The 23714-nt window shown below is 57.7% G+C and carries 18 protein-coding genes, 1 tRNA gene and 1 pseudogene; 7 read left to right on the forward strand and 13 right to left on the reverse strand.

Annotation, left to right across the window (positions count from 1 at the left end; all coding sequences use genetic code 11):
* Positions 1 to 28 precede the first annotated feature (28 nt).
* Positions 29 to 943 carry a bifunctional aminotransferase class I/II-fold pyridoxal phosphate-dependent enzyme/GNAT family N-acetyltransferase gene (locus EJD88_RS21285; RefSeq protein WP_305982636.1) on the forward strand — a complete coding sequence of 305 codons (915 nt, stop codon included), beginning with the start codon at positions 29 to 31 and terminating at the stop codon, positions 941 to 943.
* Here the strand turns inward: EJD88_RS21285 and EJD88_RS21290 are convergent, their stop codons facing one another.
* Together EJD88_RS21290 and EJD88_RS21295 are read right to left on the reverse strand one after the other, a co-directional pair.
* Positions 944 to 1444: a methylated-DNA--[protein]-cysteine S-methyltransferase gene (locus tag EJD88_RS21290; RefSeq protein WP_099587522.1), complete on the reverse strand. Its 501-nt coding sequence runs from the start codon at positions 1442 to 1444 to the stop codon at positions 944 to 946.
* 88 nt (positions 1445 to 1532) lie between these two features.
* On the reverse strand, positions 1533 to 2450 hold the full coding sequence (locus EJD88_RS21295; RefSeq protein WP_158878955.1) for a LysR family transcriptional regulator: 918 nt from the start codon (positions 2448 to 2450) through the stop codon (positions 1533 to 1535).
* A gap of 95 nt (positions 2451 to 2545) precedes the next feature.
* On the opposite strand from EJD88_RS21295, the gene EJD88_RS21300 reads away from it, so the two are divergent.
* The gene (locus EJD88_RS21300) at positions 2546 to 3709 is read left to right on the forward strand and encodes an MFS transporter (RefSeq protein ID WP_158878956.1); all 1164 of its coding nucleotides are present in this window, start codon (positions 2546 to 2548) and stop codon (positions 3707 to 3709) included.
* A 38-nt stretch (positions 3710 to 3747) separates the two neighbouring features.
* Here the strand turns inward: EJD88_RS21300 and EJD88_RS21305 are convergent, their stop codons facing one another.
* The 7 genes from EJD88_RS21305 to EJD88_RS21335 all read right to left on the reverse strand — a co-directional run bounded on the left by EJD88_RS21305 (position 3748) and on the right by EJD88_RS21335 (position 8749).
* Positions 3748 to 4053 carry a DUF6482 family protein gene (locus EJD88_RS21305; RefSeq protein WP_158878957.1) on the reverse strand — a complete coding sequence of 102 codons (306 nt, stop codon included), beginning with the start codon at positions 4051 to 4053 and terminating at the stop codon, positions 3748 to 3750.
* Between the two features lie 21 nt (positions 4054 to 4074).
* The gene (locus EJD88_RS21310) at positions 4075 to 4599 is read right to left on the reverse strand and encodes a DUF3833 domain-containing protein (RefSeq protein WP_099587518.1); all 525 of its coding nucleotides are present in this window, start codon (positions 4597 to 4599) and stop codon (positions 4075 to 4077) included.
* A 183-nt stretch (positions 4600 to 4782) separates the two neighbouring features.
* Positions 4783 to 4856: transfer RNA gene (locus tag EJD88_RS21315), tRNA-Gly, on the reverse strand.
* 122 nt (positions 4857 to 4978) lie between these two features.
* On the reverse strand, positions 4979 to 5863 hold the full coding sequence (locus tag EJD88_RS21320; RefSeq protein WP_158878958.1) for an alpha/beta fold hydrolase: 885 nt from the start codon (positions 5861 to 5863) through the stop codon (positions 4979 to 4981).
* A 305-nt stretch (positions 5864 to 6168) separates the two neighbouring features.
* Positions 6169 to 6861, reverse strand: a complete 693-nt coding sequence (locus EJD88_RS21325; protein WP_112194006.1) for a 16S rRNA pseudouridine(516) synthase — start codon at positions 6859 to 6861, stop codon at positions 6169 to 6171.
* Positions 6851 to 7063, reverse strand: coding sequence for a cysteine-rich CWC family protein (locus tag EJD88_RS21330; protein WP_099587575.1), 213 nt, complete (start codon positions 7061 to 7063; stop codon positions 6851 to 6853). Before EJD88_RS21330 ends, EJD88_RS21325 begins: the two co-directional genes overlap by 11 nt.
* A gap of 63 nt (positions 7064 to 7126) precedes the next feature.
* The gene (locus EJD88_RS21335) at positions 7127 to 8749 is read right to left on the reverse strand and encodes a methyl-accepting chemotaxis protein (RefSeq protein WP_112194008.1); all 1623 of its coding nucleotides are present in this window, start codon (positions 8747 to 8749) and stop codon (positions 7127 to 7129) included.
* 309 nt (positions 8750 to 9058) lie between these two features.
* On the opposite strand from EJD88_RS21335, the gene EJD88_RS21340 reads away from it, so the two are divergent.
* Positions 9059 to 9424: a hypothetical protein gene (locus EJD88_RS21340; RefSeq protein ID WP_112194010.1), complete on the forward strand. Its 366-nt coding sequence runs from the start codon at positions 9059 to 9061 to the stop codon at positions 9422 to 9424.
* 52 nt (positions 9425 to 9476) lie between these two features.
* Here EJD88_RS21340 and EJD88_RS21345 read toward each other — a convergent pair whose 3' ends face one another.
* On the reverse strand, positions 9477 to 10589 hold the full coding sequence (locus EJD88_RS21345; RefSeq protein ID WP_158878959.1) for an enoyl-CoA hydratase/isomerase family protein: 1113 nt from the start codon (positions 10587 to 10589) through the stop codon (positions 9477 to 9479).
* Positions 10590 to 10725: 136 nt separating this feature from the next.
* Here EJD88_RS21345 and ung point away from each other — a divergent pair, with 136 nt between their 5' ends.
* From ung to EJD88_RS21365, 4 genes are all read left to right on the forward strand, one after another.
* A complete protein-coding gene (gene ung, locus EJD88_RS21350; RefSeq protein ID WP_158878960.1) occupies positions 10726 to 11418 on the forward strand; it encodes a uracil-DNA glycosylase in 693 nt (230 codons plus the stop codon).
* A gap of 141 nt (positions 11419 to 11559) precedes the next feature.
* Positions 11560 to 13572, forward strand: a complete 2013-nt coding sequence (locus tag EJD88_RS21355; protein ID WP_158878961.1) for a hypothetical protein — start codon at positions 11560 to 11562, stop codon at positions 13570 to 13572.
* A 364-nt stretch (positions 13573 to 13936) separates the two neighbouring features.
* On the forward strand, positions 13937 to 15967 hold the full coding sequence (locus EJD88_RS21360) for a hypothetical protein (protein ID WP_158878962.1): 2031 nt from the start codon (positions 13937 to 13939) through the stop codon (positions 15965 to 15967).
* A 222-nt stretch (positions 15968 to 16189) separates the two neighbouring features.
* Complete coding sequence (locus EJD88_RS21365) at positions 16190 to 18463, forward strand: autotransporter outer membrane beta-barrel domain-containing protein (RefSeq protein WP_158878963.1); 2274 nt, start codon at positions 16190 to 16192, stop codon at positions 18461 to 18463.
* Positions 18464 to 18551: 88 nt separating this feature from the next.
* Here the strand turns inward: EJD88_RS21365 and EJD88_RS21370 are convergent, their stop codons facing one another.
* From EJD88_RS21370 to EJD88_RS21380, 3 genes and pseudogenes are all read right to left on the reverse strand, one after another.
* Positions 18552 to 22136 (reverse strand): YncE family protein, encoded by a 3585-nt coding sequence (locus EJD88_RS21370; RefSeq protein ID WP_158878964.1) that lies wholly within the window; start codon positions 22134 to 22136, stop codon positions 18552 to 18554.
* 157 nt (positions 22137 to 22293) lie between these two features.
* A pseudogene (locus EJD88_RS21375) lies at positions 22294 to 22395 on the reverse strand (AbrB family transcriptional regulator); the annotation flags it as partial.
* A gap of 96 nt (positions 22396 to 22491) precedes the next feature.
* On the reverse strand, positions 22492 to 23714 hold a 1223-nt coding region (locus EJD88_RS21380; RefSeq protein WP_158878965.1), incomplete at its 5' end, for a YncE family protein.

A 23714-nucleotide genomic window follows, 5' to 3' on the forward strand; every position in this document is an offset into this window, starting at 1 on the left:
GAAGGGGTGATGAACGTATGGACAGCAGGTGCTCTTTGAAATTTCTTTTTACAACTTGGCTGATGAACCAAACGGTGCGCTTTTTCTTCGGGTTTCAAGGCAAGGGCTTACATCGACCAGCAGTGGCGGGCGCAAGACTTTGCTTTTGCCTGGACTGCCCATGCGCGCCATTCCTACCCGCGATTTGCCCACGCTCTATTACCGGACTGAAGATCATTTTTTTACCGTGACCTGTCCGTTACGTCGGCGCTATGGCGCCTGCATCACTGCCTATTTCACTGATCTATTTCGCAACCCGTCGAACCTGTTGCTTATCCGCGTGGGCAACGCCCCGTCGGGTGACGCAATGACTGAGCCTCTGGGTCTGATTCGCCGCACCTGCCTGGCGATACAGGTGGTGATTCATGAGGAAAAGGTCGAGGGAGTGCATGAGGCACTGACGGAGCTCGGCTTGCAGCCTGCCGAAAGGACCACCACGATGGCGCTCGAACTGTCGCGTCGGGTGCCTTCCGTAAGTGAGCGTTTTGCGCAGATCAGCCTGACTCGGAACTTGAATGACTGGGCGCTTCCCATTGGTAATGCGTTCGCGGTCCCGCCCGAGGTGGTGGCGCATTATCAGGCTCGGCACCAGCGTGCCCTGGACGCCGGTCATTCACTTCACCACTTCACTTTGTCTGTCGAGGAGAGGGTGGCGTGTTCGTTGACGTTGTCGCTATGTGATGGCGTCGCACGGCTTAACGATGTCGGCACGATCAAGGAATTTCGTGGGCAGGGTCATGCCACTCAATTGATTAACGCTGCGCTGTTGCACGCTTCGAACCTGGGCGCCCAGCGATGCTTCCTAGAGGCGTCGATGGCGGGGCGCTCGTTGTACAGCACGCTGGGTTTCAAACCGTTGTTCGATTATCAGTACTTTAACCGTGGAGCGGTCGCAGGCACGTGATCAGAAGGCCATTTTCACCTGGCCGCGGTTCTCAAGGGTCAATAGATACTGCTTGGCCTCAAGCCCTCCAGCAAAGCCGGTCAAGGTGCCCGAGGCACCGATGACCCGATGGCACGGCGCGATGATTGAAATCGGATTACGCCCATTGGCCGCACCCACGGCGCGCACGGCGTTGGGGTTGCCGATCTGTAGGGCGATCTGGCTGTAGCTGCGGGTTTCGCCGAAGGGGATGGTCAGCAATGCCTGCCAGACCTGCTTCTGGAACGCGGTGCCGTTGAAATCCAGTTCCAGCTCGAAGGTGCTGCGCGTGCCGGCGAAGTACTCCTGCAACTGGCGCTCGGTTTCCAATAGCACGGGGCTTTCATTGGCTTCGTGCAATTCGCCCAGGCGCACGCGGTTGGCGCGTTCTGTCTCCCACAGGATTGCACCGAGCTTGCCATTGCGCGCCACCAGGGTGAGTTGGCCAACGGGGGAGGGCATGAGTTTGTATTCGTACACCATGAGCGGGCTCCTATGGGCGGGTGTAGTGCCAATCTAAAGCATGCCGCCCCGGTCAAAACTACGTTTCTTGCGGTGGAATTCGACGGCGTCAGCGGTCCTGCTGCAGCACTTTAAGCGCAGTCGACGAGATCCCGGCAATCACGCTGAGGAACGCCTCGACCAACACACTTTTTGTTTCAGTCGCGGTCAAGACTAACAACTGTGCACAGGCGTCCGCCTCGATCAGCGGCCTGTACTTGATGCCCTTGTTCATCAAGCTTTGCGTGCATTCCGGTACCAGCGCCACCCCTTGGCCAGCCGCCACCAGCGCGATGATCGAGGTGATCTGCCGCCCAGTCGGGCCAGGACGCAGGGGCACGCCGTGGTGTCGGTAAAGCTGTTCGATGGATTGGTTAAGCCCCGAGCCATAATCCGCCGGAAACAGTATCAGTGGGTAGGCACTGAGCTGCGCCAAGCTGACCTCGGCCAAGCTCGCCAGTGGGCTGTTTGTGGACACCGCCGCTACCAACCGCTCCTCTCCCAGGGATAGCACCTGCACTTCTCGGGGGGGCGGTAGCAGTCGGCTCAAGCCGATATCCAGCCGCCCATCCGCTACCTGAGCGCCCAGGCTGCCGGAAGCGCACTCCACCAGCGTCAACTGCACATCCGGATATCGCTGGGCAAAAGACTGGATCGCTTGGCTGAACAGATCTGAGAGGGCTATTGAGCTGGCATAACCAAGCGCCAGCTGCCCGGCAGTGCCTGCGGCCAATTTGTTTGCGATCACCTGTGCCACGTCGATCTGTTCCAACACCCCGCGTACATAGGGCAGGAACGCTCGTCCTTGGGCCGTGAGGGTCACCGTGCGGCTGGTGCGGTCAAACAGTTTGAAACCCAACTCTGCTTCCAGCGCTGAAATCTGCCGTGTCAGCGGTGGTTGCGCGAGGTGCAGGCGAATGGCAGCACGGCCGAAGTGCAATTCCTCGGCGACCGTCAGAAAGTAACGCAGCTTGCGTAGGTCGAGCATCCTGGTCCTTGGGTATCAATCGGTCGGAATTCGGTATTGGTCCCAGACCCGCAGGCCATTCTATAAAGACCTTTCAAAATAAGACGAGAGGTTTCATGAAATCGCACCTGCATTGCGCCCGCCTTGCCCTGTTCCTGTGTGGCTGCGCGGCGTTTCTCAACCTGTATGCAACCCAGAGTATCCTCCAGACCTTTGCCGCGCAGTTCCACCTCAGCCCCAAAGCCGCAGGTTGGAGCATCACGGTGACCACTCTCGCAGTGGCGATCACCGCGCCGTTTGTCAGTCGTGTGACCGGGCGTTTCGAGCAACGCACGGTGATCTGCGTGGCCGCGCTGTTGCTGGCGGTGCCGACGTTGATGACCGCCTATGCCGGCAGCTTTGCCGAAGTGCTGGTGTGGCGCTTCGTGGAGGGCATGGTGATACCGGTGGTGTTTGCCACCAGCGTGGCCTATATCGGCGACCGTTGGCATGGCGGCACCGTCACCGAAGTCACCAGCCTGTATGTCGCCGGCACCGTGTTGGGTGGGTTTGCCGGACGCTTCGTCACGGGGATGGTGACCGAGTACTTCGGTTGGCGCGAAGCCTTTGAAGTGCTGGCGGTGTTGAGTTTGATGGTCGGTGGGTTTATCCAGTTTCTGCTGCCGGCCAACCGCGCGCGGGAGGTCCAGGTCCGCGCTCCTTCTTCGAGCGTTTTTCGCAAACCATTGTTGGCTGCTTACGCCGTAGGTTTTTGTGTGTTGTTTTCCCAGGTTGCAGCGTTTACCTACGCAGGTTTGTACCTCGGCCTACCGCCATTCAACCTTGGATCGGCGGCCTTAGGCACGCTGTACATGGTGTTTTTGTTGGCGCTGATTGTGATCCCCATCGCCGGCCGCCTGAGCAAGGCCCGTCCCCATGCCCAATTGCTGACGGTAGCTGCCGTGCTTGGCGTAAGCGGATCAGCCCTGACGCTGATCCCCTCTCTGTGGTGCATCGTGACGGGCCTGGCCCTCAGTTCCACCGGCGTGTTCCTTGCCCAGGCCGCAGCCAATGCCTTCACCACCGCCACCGCGCACGACAACAAGGCCGGTGCCGTTGGCGTCTACCTCACGTGTTACTACTTGGGCGGCAGTTGCGGTGCAGTCGTGCCAGCGCTGATCTGGGAGCGTTGGGGCTGGGACGGTTGCGTGGCTCTTATCATCGTGTTCCAGCTGTTGATCTTGTTGATCGCGCTGACAGGTTGGCGACCCTACGAACCTATGCGGGGCCAAACCTCATGATGTTGCCTGCCGGGCCTGGATGGCTGGTTGCAACGGTCCTAAAGAGTCGCACCCAGCGAAAATGGAATGCGCAACGCACCGACAGCGCCCTCGCGGGTGCCACACATTTCGTCATGGGCGCACTGCTGCACCAACACACAGGGAAACGGTGGAACGTCCCGCAGCAGGTCGCGTAAATGCGTGCTGGAGCGCAGGCGCAGGGTCTTGCCGTTATCGTCCAGCAATGTCATCTCGACGTGATCGAGCTTCACACGGGCAATATAGAAACCGCCCTCCAGGGACAGCAACTCAAGACCCCGTATTTCACCTTTCTCGGCCAGTTTGGCCAGCTTCTCCACATTCATTTTTCACCCCCGCGTTGACTGTTATTGGCGACGAAAGAACAACGTGACCTGGCCCCATTCCACGCCGAACTTGGACATGCTCGACCGGTTGATCATCGTGTCCTCGTCCATCAGGTACATCCAGTCGTCAAAACTCACCTCGTACACCGAGCCATCCACCGGGAGGTTGAGGCGGTAGCGCCACCGCAACGCGTTCCCGGCGACCTCGCCGATGGCCTCGCCCACCACATCACCCGCTCGCCCGCGCCAGCGCCCCGGACCATCGGGCGTGAGCGTCCACACGCGGCGCTGGCGAGTGCCGTCGCTGTACAGGAACTTTTCGTCGAGAATCAGTTTGTCGCCTTCGCGATGACTGGCGATATCCACTTCAAAACGCTTGGCGACTTCGCCCGAGCGTTTCTCGAAGATGCCCCAGGCTTTCACGGGTTTGCTGAAGAAACGCTCAAGATCCAGCGCAGGTTTCTGGTCGGCGTAGTGTCCGACCTCTACATTGCTGCAACTGGCCAGGCTCAAAACCAGCAACAGTGAAATCAGCAGGCGCGTCATTGCCCGGCTCCTTGATCATGCGAGGCTTGGTGCCTGCGCTCAAGGTCTGATAGTTGTACAGAATTCTGTATTTGTACAGGTTTGCGGGCGGGAAAATATTGGCATAAAAAAACCGGCCTCCAGGGACCGGTTTCTTTATGCATCCCCCGCCAAAACCATGTTGGCGTGGGATCTATGTCTGAGTGGAGCGGGTAGAGGGAATCGAACCCTCGTCGGAAGCTTGGGAAGCTACTGTTCTACCATTAAACTATACCCGCTCAGAGCGGCTGACTTTGTACCAGATGTTCACTTGAATTTGAAGTTTTTCTTTGAAAATGTGCAGGTTGCGGCGAAGGCGTGTGCTCCTTCGCCACAACGAGCGTGGCGTTGAGTCATCATTTCAAACTGCAAATGCATGCTGTGCCTGACCTTGGTGATAACGCAATCGGCTGATCTGCCGCGCCGGTTTCAAAAAGCCCACCACTGCCTCCCGGCTGTCCTTGCATGCCGCCTTATGCTCCATGTCCAGAAAATGCCCCGTCGCCTGGATGGTGCTGAAGCTGCTGTTGGCCACGTAGTTGCCGAACTGCCTGGCATCCTGGGCGCTGGTGTATTCGTCCCACTCGCCGTTGAGGAACAGCACGGGAATGTCGATCGCCTTGGCGGCCTTGAGGTAGCAGAGTCGGTCGCTGGTGAGCACTTGGCTGATGTGGAAGTGCATCTGCCCATATTCGTGCTCGGCCAGGCTGCTGACATGCTTGTAGTTGAAGCGCTTGAACAGCGACGGCAGGTGTTTGCCGATGGTGTTGTTGACGAGGTGGCCGACACGGTCGCGGTCGAGGTTGCCGAGGTAGTCGACACCGCGCTCCAGGTAGTCACGCATGGGCGCGTTGATCACTGGGGAGAACGAGCTGATCACGGCCTTTTCCACGCGACGGGGGCGGTGGGAGAGGGCGACCAGGGTAGCGGCGCCGCCCCAGGAAAACGACAGCACGTGCTCGGCGGCAAAGTGGTCGATGAGTTCCAGCAAGATCTGGCCCTCGATTTCCTTCGTCAGCATTTGCTCATGGCGATTATGGATTTTGGAGCGGCCGGCGTAGGGCTGGTCGTACAAAACCACGTTGAACTGCGGGTGCAGGCTTTTCACGGTCTGGGCGAAGGATGCCGTGGTGGCCATTGAGCCGTTGACCAGAATGATGGTCTTTTCAGCCTCGTCCGCGCGATAGAACTCCGTGTAAACCCGATACTGACCCTGTATATCCAGCACAGCGATTTCTGGCCTCATGTCGTAAGACTCCTGGCAAGCGGGTAGGGCGCGCAGATAACTCTGCACGAGCTTTGTGACAGGTAGGCATACGCCTGAAAATGGAGGCCCATGTCGGTCCGATGACGGCTGGCCGACGGGTGTTGTTATGGCGGGCTGTTTGCCTGGAAGGCCCGTGGGATAAAGCGCGGGCGGGGGCAAGGTGTTTCTTGGAGGTTATAGGCGACTCGCCAGTCATATTTAAACTGGTGAGCTTGATTCAAGCACAGACTCGGGATGTCGCAAGGCGTAAAAATGGGTTTTTGCCATCACCGGCTGAACGGTCATCAGACCTGGCGGATTTCCTCAAGCGTCAACGGCCTATATTCGCCCGGCGCCAGCGCAGCATCCAATTCGAGCGGCCCCATGCGCTCGCGATGCAAGCCGATCACTTTGTTGTTGAAGTGCCCGAACATGCGCTTCACCTGGTGATAACGGCCTTCGATAATGCTCAGTCTCGCGGTCGTCGGCCCCAGCAGTTCCAATGCGGCGGGCTGGGTGGTGAGGTCTTCAAACGCAAAGTACAGGCCCGCCGCAAACGTATTCGCGTACTCGGCGCCGATGGCCTGTTCTGTTTCAACGAGATAGACCTTGGGCAATTTGGTCGTCGGTTGCGTCAGGCGGCGCGACCACTGGCCGTCATTGGTGATCAGCATCAGCCCGGTGGTGTTGAAATCCAGACGGCCGGCGATATGCAAGTCGGCGGTGTCCGGTTCATGCATCAGGTCCAGCACCGTGGGGTGTTGCGGGTCCGACGTCGCGCTCACACACCCCTGAGGCTTGTGCAGCATGAAATACCGCGCAGGTTTGCCAGCCTGCAGCACGTTCTCATCAACGCACACGCGGCTGAACTCCCGTACTTCATGGTGAGGGTCGCTGACGGCCAGCCCATCGACGGTCACCCGTCGTTCTACCAATAACAAACGCACTTGCTTGCGGTTGAACTGCGACAGGTTGCTGAGGAAACGATCAACTCGCATCGCGGCTGCGCAGCTGTTGATCGACTTGGGCGCAGCGCGGGCACAGGCAGGCTGTGTTGCGCAGCTCGTCCGGCAACGCTTCGAGCACCGCGGTATCGATGGTGACGCTGAAGCACCAGCAGGCCTGGTCGGCGGTACGTGGGTCGGCCAGGGTGCAGTCGTTGCGGGCGCCGCAGGCGGGGCAGAGGGTTGGCGTGGTCATGGGCTGCATCGGGCAAGGTTCGCTTGGCCTTGCACGATACAGCGCCAACCCACGGCAGGCTACTTACAGCTGGAACTTGCTGACCAGCAGATTGAACGACGTAGCCAGGCGCGACAGGTCCTGGCTGGAGGCATTGGTCTGGTGGGCGCCGGCGGCGGTCTGGGTCGACAGGTCTTGAATGTTGAGCAGGTTGCGGTCCACTTCACGGGCCACTTGCGCCTGTTCCTCGGAAGCGGAGGCGATCACCAGGTTGCGCTCATTGATCTTCGCCACGCTGCTGGTGATGCGCTCCAACGCCTCGCCGGCGTTCTGTGCCAGGGTCTGGGTGTTGTTGGCCCAGGTCAGGCTCTTGTTCATCGCGGCCACGGCGTCATCGGCACCGACCTGCACTTCGCCGATCATTTTTTCGATGTCGACGGTGGAGATTTGGGTGCGATGGGCCAAGGCCCGCACTTCATCGGCAACCACCGCGAAACCTCGACCTTGCTCACCCGCACGGGCTGCTTCGATGGCCGCATTGAGGGCCAGCAGATTGGTCTGGTCGGCGATGCCGCGAATCACATCGATCACCTTGCCGATTTCCCGGACCTGGCCCGCGAGGTCGGCGACCGATTGCGTCGAATCATTGATCTCTACCACCATCGAACCCATGCCGGACACGGCCTGGGCCACTTGCTCACGACCTTCTTCGGCTTCGGTGGTGGCCTGGCGCGAGGCTTCCGAGGTGGATACGGCGTTGCTCGCCACTTCGTCCACCGCGGCGGTCATCTGGTTGACGGCGGTGGCGGCCTGTTGGATTTCGTCATTCTGGCGGGTGAGGCCCCGGCTGCTTTCTTCGGTGACTGCGCTGAGTTCCTCTGCTGCTGAAGCAAGCTGGTCAGAGGCGTTGGCGATTTCCACCAGGGTGCTTTTCAAGCCGCCCTGCATGTCGGCAAGCGCCATCAGCAGTTGCCCGGCTTCGTCGGTGCGCTCGGTGACGATGGCTTGGGTCAGGTCGCCTCTGGCAATGCGTTGTGCGCTCTCCACGGCCTGGGCGATGGGGCGGGTGATCAGGCGGGTGATCAACACACCAATGGTGATGGCGATGATGAAGGCCAGCACGATGCCGCTGATCATCCAGGTCAGCGCGCTGTTGCGCAGGTCATCAGCAGCGATGGAGCCTTCTTTGATCTGGCGGTTGTTGGAGTCGATTAGCACGCGGATCAAGTCGCGTGCCTGGCGGAAAATCTCATTGTTGGTGGTGTTGAGCTGTGCACGGGCCTGGTCGAGCTGGTTGTTTTCAAGCATCGACATGATGCGTTCGGAGTTGCTGATGTAGGTGGGCCAGAGCTGGTCGAGCTTATCGCCGGCTGCCCGTTCGTCGTCTTCCAGCGGCGTGGTGCGGTAGGTTTTGTAGGCGGCCTGGCTGTTCGCGAGTTCTTTGGTGATGTCCTGGCGCACGCGATCGCGGTCTTGCTGGGACACGTCGCCCTGGCTGGCATCCATCAACCGGTACAGGCCACGGTTATGAGCGACCAGGCCGTTGAGGGTGGCCGAGGTGGTGCTGACGGAGACCAGATTGTTCGAAAACGTCAATTCCAGTGCAGTGGCGAGGCGAACGACCCCTTTGATACCCAGTACACCCACGCCCAGGGTTACCACTGCGCACAGTAGAAAGGAGAGCAACAGTTTGGTTGAAATCTTCATGGCTGAAATCCGAGGTTATAGGGGTATAAAGCTCGCGCTAGAGCCTCCGTGCCATTGTGCGATGTCATAGTGACACTATTCAATTGTTTAAAGTTTCAATACACCCACAAATGTTCCACCCACTCTCAAAGCCCGACCCATTGGCAAACTTGCGGCGCCAACACAGTTTGGTCTGATACAGATGTATCAAGCTGTTACCAAAACGCACCAGATTCGGTTTTTGATGTCAGATATTTCGTCATTCGGTGAAAGCTGAATGCCGCCCTCCCGCGTCGCTGGAGGTGCTCTTTCGCGGTCCAGGAGGCCGCCATGTATCGACGACTGCTGCTCAGCGCTTTACTCGGTCTGACCCTTTCCGCTTGTGTGCCCTACTACGATGGAGGCCAGAGCTACTATCGATCCGAGGTCTACACCTCACCGGCGCCGGCGTATTACTACGGTGGTGGCCCGGCGTATCAATACCGCCGTGACTACTACCCATCGCCGCGCTACTACGCACCCGCACCGCGTTACTACTCGGCGCCGCGTTATTACCAGCCGGCACCTCGCTATTACCCTTCGGGGCCAAGGGCGGGCTACCGGCCTTATCCGAACCAGGGGTGGGGTGATCACGGGGGTAATGGCAGGCACGGACGCGATGGCGACCATGGCCGCGGTCGCGGCGGTCACCGCTGACCGGTGTTGAATGCAAACGGCGCAGGAAGCGCCGTTTTTTTTGGTGAAGCAATCAGTAATCGGACAGGTCCGCCAGCGGATGGCGGCCTTCCCACGCCTTGTGAAAGTGCGCCTGCACCACGGCGTCCGGAACTGTATTGATATCTGGCCAATGCCAATGGGCTTTGAGGTCCTTGTCGATCAAGCGCGCGCGCACGCCTTCGCTGAACTCCGGGTGACGGCAGCAATTGAGGCTCAGGGTGTATTCCATCTGGAATACCTGGGCCAGGGATAAATGCCGGGCGCGCTGGATCTGCTCCCACACCAGGTGTGCGGTCAGCGGGCAGCCTTCGCTCAAGGTCGTGCCGGCACGGCTGAACAGCGAATCGGCGTGGTCACGCAGCGGGCTCAAGGCGCGCCAGGCACAGCGCACGTCGCCAACGTCCAACCATTCGTCGATCTGCGCCCGGCGCGGCAGCCATTGGGCCTCGGGCTGTTGGCTGACTGCTTCCTGGGCCAGGGCCTTGAGCAGGCTGTTGAGCTGCATCGCGGTCTGTTCCTGCCAGTTGAGTTGCAGCAGGCCATCGAGCAGTTCGTCCTGTTGATCATCGCGCAGGAAGCGGTCGGCCAGACCCAGGTCCAGGGCGTCACGGCCGTTGATGTGCGCGCCGGTAAGGCCCAGGAATAAACCGAGCTTGCCCGGCAGGCGCGACAGAAACCAACTGGCGCCCACATCCGGGTACAGGCCGATGCTGATTTCGGGCATGGCCAGGCGGCTGCTCGGCGTGACGATGCGGATGGCGGCGCTTTGCAGCAGGCCCATGCCGCCGCCCAGTACATAGCCGTGGCCCCAGCAGATCAGCGGCTTGGGGTAAGTGTGCAGGCGGTAATCAAGGCGGTATTCCGCAGCAAAGAACTGCGCCGCCAGGGCGGGCACTTCGCCGGGCTGTTCACGGCATTCCATGGCCAGGCTGCGCACCTCGCCGCCGGCGCAAAAGGCCTTGGGTCCGTTACCGCGCAGCAGCACACAAACGATATTTGGGTCCTTGGCCCAGACATCCATGCGATCGTGTAAGGCCAGGATCATCGGCAGGGACAGGGCGTTCAGGGATTTTTCAGCATCAAGGCTGGCGATGCCGATGCGGGCACCGTCGCTGCCAGTCAGCTCTTCGAAGTGCAGGTTCATTATGACCTCATTCGGGAGGGTGAAGGATCAGTATGATCGCTTCGTGGGAAGGTGCCGATGGTGTGTCAGATCAATTGACAAGCAAGGCCGGCTTTCCTAGGGTTCGCCTCATTCTTTTTTACAAGACAATTCAACTATGACCGAAGGCGACCGTATCAAACTCGAACCCAGCTGGAAACACGCCCTGCGTGAGGAGTTCGATAAGCCCTACATGGCCCAGTTGCGCGAGTTCCTGCGCCTGGAGCATGCCGCTGGCAAAGAGATCTACCCGCCTGGCCCTTTGATTTTCAATGCGCTCAATTCCACGCCTTTGGACAAGGTCAAGGTGGTCATCCTTGGCCAGGACCCGTACCACGGCCCCGGCCAGGCCCACGGTTTGTGCTTCTCGGTGCAACCGGGCGTGCCCACACCGCCGTCGCTGGTCAACATCTATAAAGAACTCAAGCGCGACCTGAACATCGACATCCCCAACCACGGCTACCTGCAAAGCTGGGCCGATCAGGGCGTGTTGATGCTCAACACCACCATGACCGTCGAGCGCGCCAATGCCAACGCCCACGCGGGCAAGGGCTGGCAGTTCTTTACCGATCGGATTATAGAAGTGGTCAGCGAGCACCAGCCACATTTGGTATTTCTGCTGTGGGGCGCCCATGCGCAAGGCAAGCAGAAACTGGTCGATGCCACCAAGCATCTGGTCCTGACGTCAGTGCATCCGTCGCCGCTGTCGGCGTATCGTGGGTTTCTGGGCTGCGGGCATTTCAGCCGCGCCAACAAGTTTCTTGAGCAGAATGGCGAGACGCCGATTGAGTGGCGGTTGCCGCCTGTCTGATCAGCGTGCATACCTGTGACATTCGACAGTAGCCAGAGGGTGTACTTGCGCATTAAATGATTTACCTGGCCTTGTCGGTTGGGTGCACTCCCATCGGTGGTCAATGGCCGGTCATTGATCGATTGCCCAAGGAGAGTGGACATGCCCAAATACACAACCTCTACCCCTATTCCCCGCACGCTGGACCAGCCCTGGGTTCCAGCGGCGCTGCCGTTGCTGGATGATGAAGTCGCTTACAAAATACATCGGCAGAACCAAGTTGACCCGTTGGCAGTGGAAATCTCTACCCTTTGGATTGGCGGGGGCCTGCTTGACCCAGGTGAGGTAACACGTGTGACCTGGCTGTGGGATGACGTCCAGGTTGGTGATGTGAAGGAGTTGACAGCACCCTATGATGAAAGCGATCTGCCCATGGTAGCGAGCTTCATACCGGCTATCCGCCTGGCCGAGCCTGGCCTGCACAGGTTGCAGTACATCGTTGAGCTGATCGCTGGCAACCCTACGGACGCGTCATTTCCAATCCAGATTGATCTAGACAAGGTTGCGCCCAATCAAGGGCAGCAGCCTAACAGGCTGCAATTTGACGCTTATATTCAAGCCAACGGTGTGACTGATGATTACCTGGCCGACCCGGCCAACAATGATCAGGTCGTGGCTGTTGTGCCGCCATGGCCCGATATGCGCCTGGAGGATCGCGTTGACGGTAAGTTGACGTTGTTGCCGGCGTTTCGACGCTCATACTCACGCAACGACGAGATAGTCGCATCGGTGCACATTACCCAGGCTCACAAAAACGGTGCCCCGATCGAATTGGTCTTTGAAGGCGACACGTTTCGCACACTGCGCAGCAATCGAGAATACTCCGCTCAGTACTTCTTGATAGACCGCACCGGTTGGCAAGGGCCGGCGTCGCGTACTTCCGTCGTACTGAATGCGCTCACACCCTCGCCCATTCAGTTTCTCTCGCCGGAGGTGCCACAAGCCTTCGGCGCGGGTGCAAATGGGCGGATTGACCTGGAAGATGCCCGTGAAAGTGGCGGCGTCTATATGAATATCCTGGAAATCGTTGGAGCACTTGATGGCGATGTGGTAACGCCTTCGTGGGACTTGATTCCCCTTCCTCCGATTACCGTAGGGCCTTTTCAGGTCTGGCCAGTGCGTGTCGATATTCCTTGGCCGATTCTGGCTCAAGGCGGCTTCGAGCTGGTGGGTGGGGTGATCCGGGCCGGCTATACTTGGCAACGTGGAACCGGCACCGCCCGGCCGGCCATCCCCAGGTTCGTCCCCGTGGACCTGACCGCCGCGGGCGAACTCAACCCGGACAACCCCAACTACATCAACCCCCTGCTTCTGCTGCCAACCGTCAAAGGTGAGACCGGCGACGATGTGTTGACCCTCTTGGATCAAAATAAACCCGCCACTGTGGAATTGGAGTTGGGCGTTGATTTCCAGGTGGACGATGAGCTGGAGCTGATCTGGAATGATAACCCCGTGCCGGTGGATACCCACAAGGTTGCCATCGGTGAGAATCCGGGGGATTTGATCACGTTCCATATTCCCTGGTCGCTCATCGAGCCGATTGGTAACGCACGGGTCAATCTCTTCTATCGCACTTTCAATGGCGTGAACCGTCAACGTTCTAACCACAAAGTCATCACCGTGGCCGTTTCACCGATTGTGGGGTTGAGGCGCACCCAATACCCGGACGTGAACTATGGCCCAGGACCTGATTCCGGGTTTATAGGTTGCACGCTCAACCCTCACCCCTCTTTTGGAGTCAAGGTATTTGTCCCGGGGGACACTGCGCGACTGGAGGTAGGCGATGTGTTGCGCTTGATCTGGGTGGGCTATGCCAGCCCCAACGGCAATCTCGTTCATGTGATCGACAGCTCTAAAGGCGAGTGGGATTCGCCTTCGTTGACCCAGGAAGGGGTGCAAAACGGTCACACGTTCACAGTCCCGTTCAATCCCCATGTGTTGTTGCCTGGGTTGGTCAAGCGAGATGAATATCCCCATGAGCCGGCCCACGGCTCAGCCACCACGTATTACCAGGTGATTCGAGGTGGAGTGCCTGTCGGCGCGTCGGCGCTCAACCTGGTATTGGTCACGTTGATTCGTCCAAACAATTTACCGCCCTGCATCGCGCCATCCTGAATCAACGCGCAAATGGGAAGGGCGCAATGCCCTTCCCATGTGGTCTGCATGCCGTCGCCAGCCTTTTTAATAGAACCCTTTGCGCTGTTCAGCGCCTGGCAGATGCTCGCACGTAGTGAAAAAAGACGCTTCACCGACATTTAGCGGTCGAATGCCAAACTGCATATTTTCTGGCGTTTGGCAAGTTGTGAGAATTGACAGTTATGCGGTGAGCGAGGCTGAGGTTTAATGGACTAACCGTTGTCAGGTTGCAGTGATAGCTGGAGATGACGAATGACATCTCCAATAACAGGGTCGCAGGTCTGTGGGTGAAATACCGTTGTCCGGATTCAGATCCTTTCCCCCATGCAAGGAGCTTTGGATCATGTCAAAAAAACTACCGTTGTCGAAGGCCAAAACGCCAGCAACGCAGGCGAACGAAAAGTTGCCTGCGAAAGCAAAAGCTACCCGTAAACCCTCGCAGCGCACGCGCGCAGGGACACAGAGGGTTTTAGCCGCTGCGCCTGCTCCCACGCTTGTCAACGCACTCCCTAACTTGCCAGTGGTTCCCCCCGACCCTGACCAATCGGCAGACGGTCAACCCAATCTCATACCCCACGCTGTCCAGGCCGGCGGTTTGACGCTTTCCCTTCCACGCTGGGCTCCACTTGCAGATCCGGGGGAAATCGACACTATTTTTTGCCGTGCGAACGGCCGAATGATTGGCTACTACGAATACAGTGGCGACGATCCAGCGCCACCTGATCCTTTTATTCTCGCTCTTCAACCGCACTCCGAGCTGCAAACCCATGGTGAAAAGGAGATCACCTATACGATCTTTCATGCCAATGGCAATGTAGCTCCCTCTGACATCACCCAGGCGTTTGTCGACGCACGCGACCCCAACCTCAATAACCAGCCGGCTGCCATTACCTTGCCAACCGATCTGTCGGGGCCAGTGACACCGGATTATCTGGCTGGCAAACCCGGGTTGGTGTGTCAAATCCAACGAATGGCAGACAACCGCCCCGGAGATACCTGGCGGGCATTTTTCGGGAGTAAGGATTTAATCGGTGTCACGGGTGTTTTTCCGTTGACAGGCAGTGCTGAAGTGATTTTTACAACCGCGATTGTCCTGGCCGGTGGGTCGGGCGATCGGGAGATTACCTACAATGTAACTGATCGTGGAGGCAACGAGACGAAGAGGTCTTTTACCCGGACCGTGACAGTCGCCACCGCTAACGAACCCGTGTTGGAAAACTTTCAAGTATTGGAGGCGCCTTTGATCGATAAGGAAGAGGCGCGTAATGGTGTAACGGTACGCTTGGGGAATATTGTCGACTGGCTCTCGACTGATATGGTTCGAATGTTCTGGCATGGCACCTTGATCTACGAGAAACCTGTAGGTGTGTTCCCTATCTTCCCGCTTGATGGCACGGCTACGTTCGATGTGATCAGTTCACATGGGGACATGTACAACGCCGATGTCCACTGCACCATCAGCCGTGACGGGCTAGGGACTATCCCCTCGCCAACGATCACCGTTGCGGTGAATATAGATGAGCCCGGTGATACGGATAACCCTGGCCCAGGCCCCGTTGACCCCAACTATGATCTACCAACGGTCAGAGGCAATGAAGGTCATGAGAACCATTTGGTAGAACTTGACCGTGGTTTCCCGGCCACGGTGACGTTCATTATTCCTTCAGGGCTAACCACCGGCGTTTTTATTGATGTTTACTACGGCATTATGGGCGGGACGCTGGCTGACACTTATGACGTCACCGGTAGTGAAGCTCCCGATTTCGAGGTTGCGTTGGAGATTGGTTGGGACATTATCGAAATGTATGGCAACGGCGATGCCATACCTTGTTATTACAAGGTTCGCGATGCAATCAACTACAAGCACTCTCCCGACCAGAGCGTCAAGGTTGAACTCTACAGCTTGTCGGGGCTTGCAGATCCGGTGTTCTCGGTACTCAATACAGTGGGCAGGCTTGGATGCTTCGACCGCTTGACGCCTCCGCTAGTCCCGGCGCCTTGGGTGGCAGTCCCTATTTTCATCAAGGACGACGTAGCTCTTCAAATCGGTGACCTCGTCGTTGTGCATGCGGCCAGGTACGCATTTGCCGATAACACTACCCCGTTAGATACCATGGAAACGACGCCTAGAGAGATATCGTTCAACGACATCGCGGATGGCTTCACCATCAACCTCTTGCTGGGGTTGTGGTTCAGGGACTTTACCGGGACCGGCGGTCGTGGTTGGGTAGGTGTGCGCTGGAGTATCTATCGCCCTGACACGACGGATCGCGGTACCTCGGATGAAGTTCAGGTGCGATGGGATTTCCGTGGTGCTTACCCACCACTGGGCACCTGTGTGCCAGATTCGACGCGAGCGCTCGGGTCGCTGTGATCCATGCATAACCCTGTTGGCCTCTTTGTGGGGCCACAGGGTTTTTTATTGCGGCTTGCTTAATCAACGCCAGGGTTGTGTCGAAGCTAGATGATCGACTCATAAGGAAAGTCCTACATAAAAAGGTAATTCCAATCCTTAGTCTTTGCGCCGTGGAAAACGGAAGGCCGGTCGATATGGCCTTCGGGTTCGAACTGGTACTTTTTCTGAGGTTCATTGGCAATGCACACGATTAATTCTTCTGACTTTAAACACTCCAAATTATCGGCAGCGATCAAGCTTATCGCTGTTGCCCCAATGTGTTTCCTGAGCGCTCAAACCCTGGCGCTGGAAGAACTGGACGGAACGACCAAAGACGTCTATCCAGTGACGTACGTTGATAACTTTCGGCTGAAAAACAACGCCACGCTGAATGTTCATAATGGTGGGACAGTGCGCGACATTCAGTCGGTTGGCTCGACGGTAAACCTGACAGGCGCACGGGTTTCATCCACTGCCAGTACCACCGCAGTGATACTGACCAACAGCACTGCACACATCAACAATACCCTTATCACCAGCACTCGTGCGGGCGGTCTGGACGTGGTTCGCAATCCGTCAACGCTCACGGGGTCCTTGGCAGAGGTCAGCAATAACAGTGAAATTCACGGCGCGACTTATGGTGCCAATGTAACTTCCTACAGCACCTTGAACCTCAATGACTCGAAACTGATAGGTGGTTCCCAGGCCGGGTTGATCCTTCGCGGTGGCGCGGCCAATGCGGTCAATAGTCAAATCATCGGTGCTACCGACGGCATCCGCATGACCCGCGAACACAGCACCGTCCCCAACTCGCCGGAACTGCGCTTGGAAGGTACACGTGTCGAGGGGCTGACAGGCTCTGCCATTGTGGTCGATACACCGATCACTGCTGAAATTGATGTCAATAACGGTTCTACCCTGATAGGCAATAACGGCAACTTGCTTGAGTTGAAAACCGGCGGCAACGCCAACATGCGCGTCAACAACAGCGCGCTGACCGGCAATATCCAAGTGGGCACCGGCAGCGCCCTGGACCTGAGCCTTGACGGTGCCATCATGAACGGCGACGTGATCAACAACGGTGGCACTGCCAGCGTCGGCTTGAACAACGGTTCGGTCTTGACGGGGCGACTGGAGAACGTCGACAAGCTGGCGATCAACAGCGACGCCACCTGGGTCATGGTCGACAACCAGCAGGTCGGCGACCTGTCCCTGAACGGCGGCAACATCAAGTTCGGCGATACGGGGCACTTCTACCAACTCGACGTAGAAAACCTGTCGGGGAACGGCACCTTCCTCATGAGCGTGGACTTTTCCACCCTGAAGGGCGACTTCCTCAACGTCACCGGCACATCTGCGGGCGAGCACCAACTGTTGATCGCCAGCAGCGGCGCAGACCCCTTGGGCGATGACCGTTTGCACGTGGTACATACCGCGGATGGCGTTGCCAAGTTCAGCCTGCTGGGTGATCGCGTGGACGTGGGGACTTACTCCTACAGCCTGATCGATGACAACGAGAGCAAGGATTGGTACCTCGACCCGGACAGCAAAGTGATCAGCCCGAGCACCAACTCCGTGCTTGCGTTGTTCAATGCTGCGCCAAGTGTACTGCTGGGTGAAATGACCACCCTGCGTACCCGCATGGGCGAATTGCGCTTCAGCGACGGCAAATCCGCAGGCCTGTGGACTCGCGCCTACGGCAACAAATACGAAGTGTCCAACGACAAGACGGGCTTGGGTTATAACCAGTCGCAACGTGGTTTTACCCTCGGTGCCGACGCGCCGGTAGAGGGCGGCGACGGCCAGTGGCTGATCGGTGCCATGGCGGGTCACAGCACCTCGGACCTGGACCTGAACCGTGGTAGCAGCGCCACCATCAACAGCTACTACGTGGGCGGTTATGCCACGTGGATGGATGCCGAGAGCGGCTTCTACTTTGACGGCGTGCTCAAGTTCAACCGCCTGCACAACGAGTCCAAGGTGGCGATGAGCGACGGCAAGAAAGCCAAGGGCAACTACACGCAAAACGCGATGGGCGCGTCGGCGGAAGTCGGTCGCCATATCAGCCTGGACGACGGTTATTTCGTCGAACCGTATGGTCAGTTGGCGGCGGTGATCACCCAGGCCCAAAGCTACACGCTGGACAATGGCCTGGACGCCAAGGGCGACCGTTCAAGCTCGGTCATCGGTGAAATCGGTACAACGGTGGGGCGCAACATTCAATTGGAAAGCGGCGGGGTGTTGCAGCCGTACCTGAAGGCTGCGGTGGCCCACGAGTTCGACCAGAGCAATAAGGTGTTCGTCAACGACAACGCGTTCAACAACGACCTGTCGGGTTCGCGCCTGAAGCTGGGGGCGGGTGTGGCGATGTCGGTGTCGCAGAACCTGAAGTTGCATGCGGATCTTGAGCGCAGCACCGGGAAGAACATCAAGCAGCCGTATGGGGTGAATGTGGGGTTGCGGTACGATTTCTAAGTCGGTGAGTCCAGGGATTGGTGGCCGTTAAACTATACCGGTAATAAAAAATGCCCCCGCTCGAAAGAGCGGGGGCATTTTTTATGGCTTACAGGCTGACGATAATGACATTGTTATTTCCGGAGTTGGCAACGTATGCCACCGCGCCATCAGAGCTGATAACAATTTCTGTTGGACGATCCAGCGGGTGTGTAGTGGTATTGACTTCTCCAGTGATGAGTTGCGTTGCTGTATCGATGATTTTTATCGAGTTGTCTCCGTGCAGGCACATGTAGCCTTTATCGCCGTTTGGTGTGAATGCTATTCCCCACGGCTGAGGTAGGTTCCCGAGTTTCTTGATCAGCGAGGGTGGAGTGGTCGTTGTTGAAAGTATATTCAGGCTGCCATTGGTAGGCGTCGAACTACTATAGGTTGTCACATAAAGGACTTCTTCAGTAGGGCTGTAGGCAATACCTCTGGAATGTGTAGACCCATTGTGATAACTGCCTAAAAGCGTGCCGGTAGATTGATTGAACTCACTTACATAGTAACCCGTCGTGTAAACTCGACTGCCAGAACGGTTAGTGGTAACCGCATTTGCGTAATAGTTGTTACCGGAGAGATATCTTACGAGTGTATGAGTTGAAGTTTCGATTTCTTGTGTGCTGGCGTAGTAGTCATTACCTACATATAGGCGTGAACCTGTAGGGTTTAGGCGCATCGCTGAATAATACTCAAATACATAAATGGCTTTGATTATCTGGAAGTTCTTAGTCTCAATGGCAAGCGTCGCCCAAGGCTTTCCAATGGAGACATACAAGGTTTGGCCGTTCGGATGAATGGCTATACCGAGAGGTACCGCTGCAAGCGAGACCGTGTGTGTCACTTTCCGTGTAGCGGTATCGATGACTGAAACCGTGTTGTCATAGTTGGCCACATAGAGTGTCGAATTGTCGGAACTCAGCGCAAGGTGGGTGGGCGTGTTGCCCACCGCGATTGCCCCGTCCACCACCCCCGAAGCCCTCTTGACCCGATACGGCGGCGAAATCTCCAACGGCCTCGCCGAAGACTTGTAACCCGTGCCATCCAGCGACACCAGTACCTGCACTTCCAGCGTGTCGCCTTCATGCAGGCTGCGCAGGTAATTGGCCGGTATCGGCATGCTGATCCGCCGGGCGTTGAACTCTTCGGTACTGACGGGCAGGCTTATCCGCAGCGCATAATTGCTGCTGCTGAGCAGATCAATCCACACCGCCTGCCCCAGCCGCATGAACGGCCAGCCGTCCACCCGCACGGTGTAAGCCTTGTTGGTTTCAACCTGGCCCCCCACCGCTTCTGGAATCCGTACCAGATCCAGCTCCTGCGCCGGCAGGTCTTGCACCTCCAGGGTCAGCTCTTTTGAGGGGGTTGAGACATGGTCGCGTATCACCTCATAAAATACCTGGCAGTTCATGCCGAGATTGGCGCCGACAAAGAGGTTGGAGACGGTAAAGCTGACATAGTTTTCCCCCGGCTCCGGGATACCGGGTTTGCTTGGAATATCCGGTGTGCCGAACCCCGCAGCGCCGATGATGCGCACCTTGATCTGATCGCTGGGCAGCATCGGGCTGTAGCTCACCCGGATCGTCACCACTTCCGGCCGTGGCGGCAGCACATGCTCGGGGTTCAGACGCGTCAGGGTCGGCGTGATCACTGTGCCTTCCAGCACCAGCGGCACGTGCAGGTTCAAGGCCGCCCCCACCGTGATCACCACTTCAAAGGAGAACAACGTGCGTTGGCCTAGTACTTGTACGGTGTAGTAAAGCCTGCCCGTGCCGTTCAAATTGGCGATCACGTAAACCCGTGGGATGGTGAAAGGCAGGTCCCGGCCGAACCAGTTACTGTTGATCGAGAGTTCGTTGGGCGGAGCACTGCCGCCGGCGGCGCTGCCTTCGAAATGCAGGGTAACCGTGGCGCCGAGCACAAACGCAGCGTGGCGGGTGACGGTGACATTCAGATCGCCGCGCTGGGTGTCCGGATCGAACACGTAGTGCGGTGGCAGCGCCTGGCGTGGCACGGGAGCCGGCAGTGAGGCCTGAAAGTCGCCGACATCAAGGGCAAGCGATTTCGACTGTGGTCGTTCCGCCGCGCCATTGACCTTGTAGGACAGCCGGAGACGTCCGCCTTCCAACTGGGCAATGTCGCCATTGGGGCCGTTGGGCAACTCAAAGTAAATGTCGCCGTTGCCGGCGCTCTCAGTGCGCTCGTCGTAGTAAGGGTCCCCGTTGGCATAGTCGCCTTCCAGCAACAGGGTGATGCGATCCTGGGGGTCCTGCCCGGGGTAGGCCAAGATATGCACGAACACCGGATTGATTGTTGGCGGCAGTACCCCGCCGATAGCATCGGGCACGAGTGGCGCGGGCAAACTGGTGTCGATGGGGGTGCCGATGATATTGATTAGTGTGCTTTCGGAGTTGCGAGGCAGTACACCGGTCCGAAGGCGCTTATAAGTGATCTGGATCCGGCCGCCGACCAAAGGCTGGATATCGGCATTGGGCCACTCGATATTGGCGAACATCACCGTGGTGGAGGTGACGGTGAAATTGTAGAAGTTGGTGATGCGTACACCGCCCTGTGTCAGCCCAATGACCCGCACACGGATGGTGTCATCGAACAGGTAGCCCATGCCGCGGACTGGCACAGTAATCTTGGCATTGGTGCCGTTGAGCTTGTCGTAGTTGAGAGCGTCATTGCCATGACCATCGTCCTCAGACTCAAAAATGAAGGCGGCCGGCAAGAAGGGTTCGGTCGAATCATCCAGTCGCACCTCAATCACCTGCGCCGGGGAAAACCCATCGGAGGCGTTGCCCACTTCGTCGACCACATTGTATTCACAGACGTGCACGCCACTGCCGACCTGTGGCCAGATACCTGGGTTGACGAATACCTTGATGGGATCCTGGCCCGAGGCTTCGAACTCGGTGACGCGGTGCTCGACAATGACCCCGCCAATGCTCAAGAGAATACGATCGCGCACTTTGCGATGGTTGACCGCTGGCAGCGCTCGGTTGGCGGGGTAAAAGTCGATAAGGACCTCTATGGGCGAGCCTGCGTTGTCCTTGTCCACCCCAAAGTCGATGATGGACTGAGGGAAGCGCGGCAGCGGCAGGTTTTCGTTCTCTGGCGTGCTGGCAGTCGGGTTACGCCCGCCGGGCAGTTCACTGTCAACCAGGAGGTTGAAACGCTTGGTTTCTTCGGTTCCACCCCCAATGCGCGTGACGAAGGCCTGCAGCGTATTGCCGGCCTCGCGCAAAAAAGCGCCGCTGGGTGCAAACAGGATGATTTGCTTGCTGTTTGCTGCTTCGTCGTCAGTGACGGTATGAAAGTCGGCCCGGATATTATTGAGCCGAAGCTCAATGAAGTCGCCTTCGGACTGGCCAAGATAGGGCAGCAGGATACAGATCACCCCTATGGCGGCGACATCCAGCGCGGCGCGATTAAGCCCGCCATCGTAGCCCACTACCGGATTGCTCAGGGTTGGCAGATAAAGGGGCAGGTCAGAAAACGGTACGCTGGCAAAGGACGCCGGTGTCAGAAGTGCATCGTCGGGTTGGGGAAGGGTAAACCCCTCGCGGCGCAAATCATCGGATTGTGATGAGGAAGGCGTAGCGGGCGTTTTCACGAGCAACAGCGCGGGGTCGATGTCTTGATTCATGGTCGCAATCCTGTGTGAACCGTACGAAAGGCGACCGCGAAGTGAGAGGGGTCGCCAGAGGATTCAATACCCTGCGACCCGACGTTGACTAGCTGTGAGAAATGACAGTGGCGACGAGTGGTCAGTGGCCCAGGACGGGCCCCTTGAAGCGCTGATGTCAGGGCTGACGGTTCCAGTGCCTGAACAACGGCTCCGCCAGAAACAACACAAACAGCAACCGCATCACCTGCATCGCCGTCACCAACGGCACCGACAGTTGCCGGCGGACGGATAGGCCACCTGGTTTTTAAGGGCACCATTGAAAAAAATGCCCCGCACAGCGAAGTGCGGAGCATTTTTTGCTGGACGCTGAAGCTTATGTACTGATGACAGTGACAGAGTTGCCACCTAAGTTGGCGACATAGAGCGTGGAGCCGTCTGGGCTGATAGCGACCCCATACGGGCCATTGAGCCCTACCACTGCATCAATGACGGTTTCTTCATCGGTGTTTATGATTTTCAGGCTGTTAGTACCGTAGTCCGTGACATAGGCGAATGGTTGTGTGGGGTGCATGACAACGCCGTAGGTAGCGCTGAAACCCGTAAGGGTTTTACGGATGACGTTCGTGCCCGTATTCATAATCTTAATGTTACTGGCACTTGAGCTCGTTACGTACAGTGTTGGCTTGGCACTTACGTTGTGAGGGCTGTGAGCCATGCTATAAGAGATATTGAAACCCGCCAAGGATCCCACGGCGGTATTGCTTGGCTGGTCGACGGTGTATACGCGGGTGTTTGCCCCCACATAAATGCGAGAATTACTGGGGTTTAGCGTCACTGACAAAGCGTTCGTGTACCCGCCGAGTGTGTACAGGCGCGCACCGGAGGAGGTGTCGTGGGTATACAGCGCAGAGGAAGTGTGGCTAGTAACATATAAGCGCGTTCCCAGCGTATTCAAAGCAAGTCCGTAAGGAGTAGCGATACCCGTTATTTGGTTGATAAATTCATAGCTGGTAGTGTTGATAACGGTAACTCGTTGCGTGCCCAAGTTGCTTACATACAGGATGCCGCCGTTGGGACTGATAGCTATGGCGTATGGGTTGCTCAGACCGGTAATGGTATGAATAACTTGACGGGTGGCCGTCGAAATCACTGACACCGAATGAGAGGTCGAATTGGTAACGTAAACGCGACTGCCATCGGGGCTGACGACCAGTCTTCGCGGTTTGCCCCCTACATTGACATGGGTAATGATCCCCGCCTGTTTTTTAATCGAATAGGACGGTTTGCCCAATTGTACGGCGGTGTTCCTGTCACCGAAACCGTCCATTGAAACCAGTGTTTTAAGCCGAATTTGGCTGCCATTGGGCCGCGAGCGCAGGTACGTGCCAGGGATGATGTGCACGATTTTCTTCGCGCTCGACTCTGCGGGCGTTAGCGGGTCGCCATTACGCAGCACATAGTCTGGCGTACCATCGTCATGTTCGAAGATGATCCAAACGGGCTGCCCTGTCGTCATGAAGGTATAGGCCAGCACCTGCACGGTATTGTTGGCATTGGCATCGACTTGGCCCGCGTGGGCTTCGGGGATGGTCACCA

The organism is Pseudomonas sp. PB105 (genome assembly GCF_009764655.1).
Classification (GTDB): Bacteria; Pseudomonadota; Gammaproteobacteria; order Pseudomonadales; family Pseudomonadaceae; genus Aquipseudomonas; species Aquipseudomonas cyclaminis.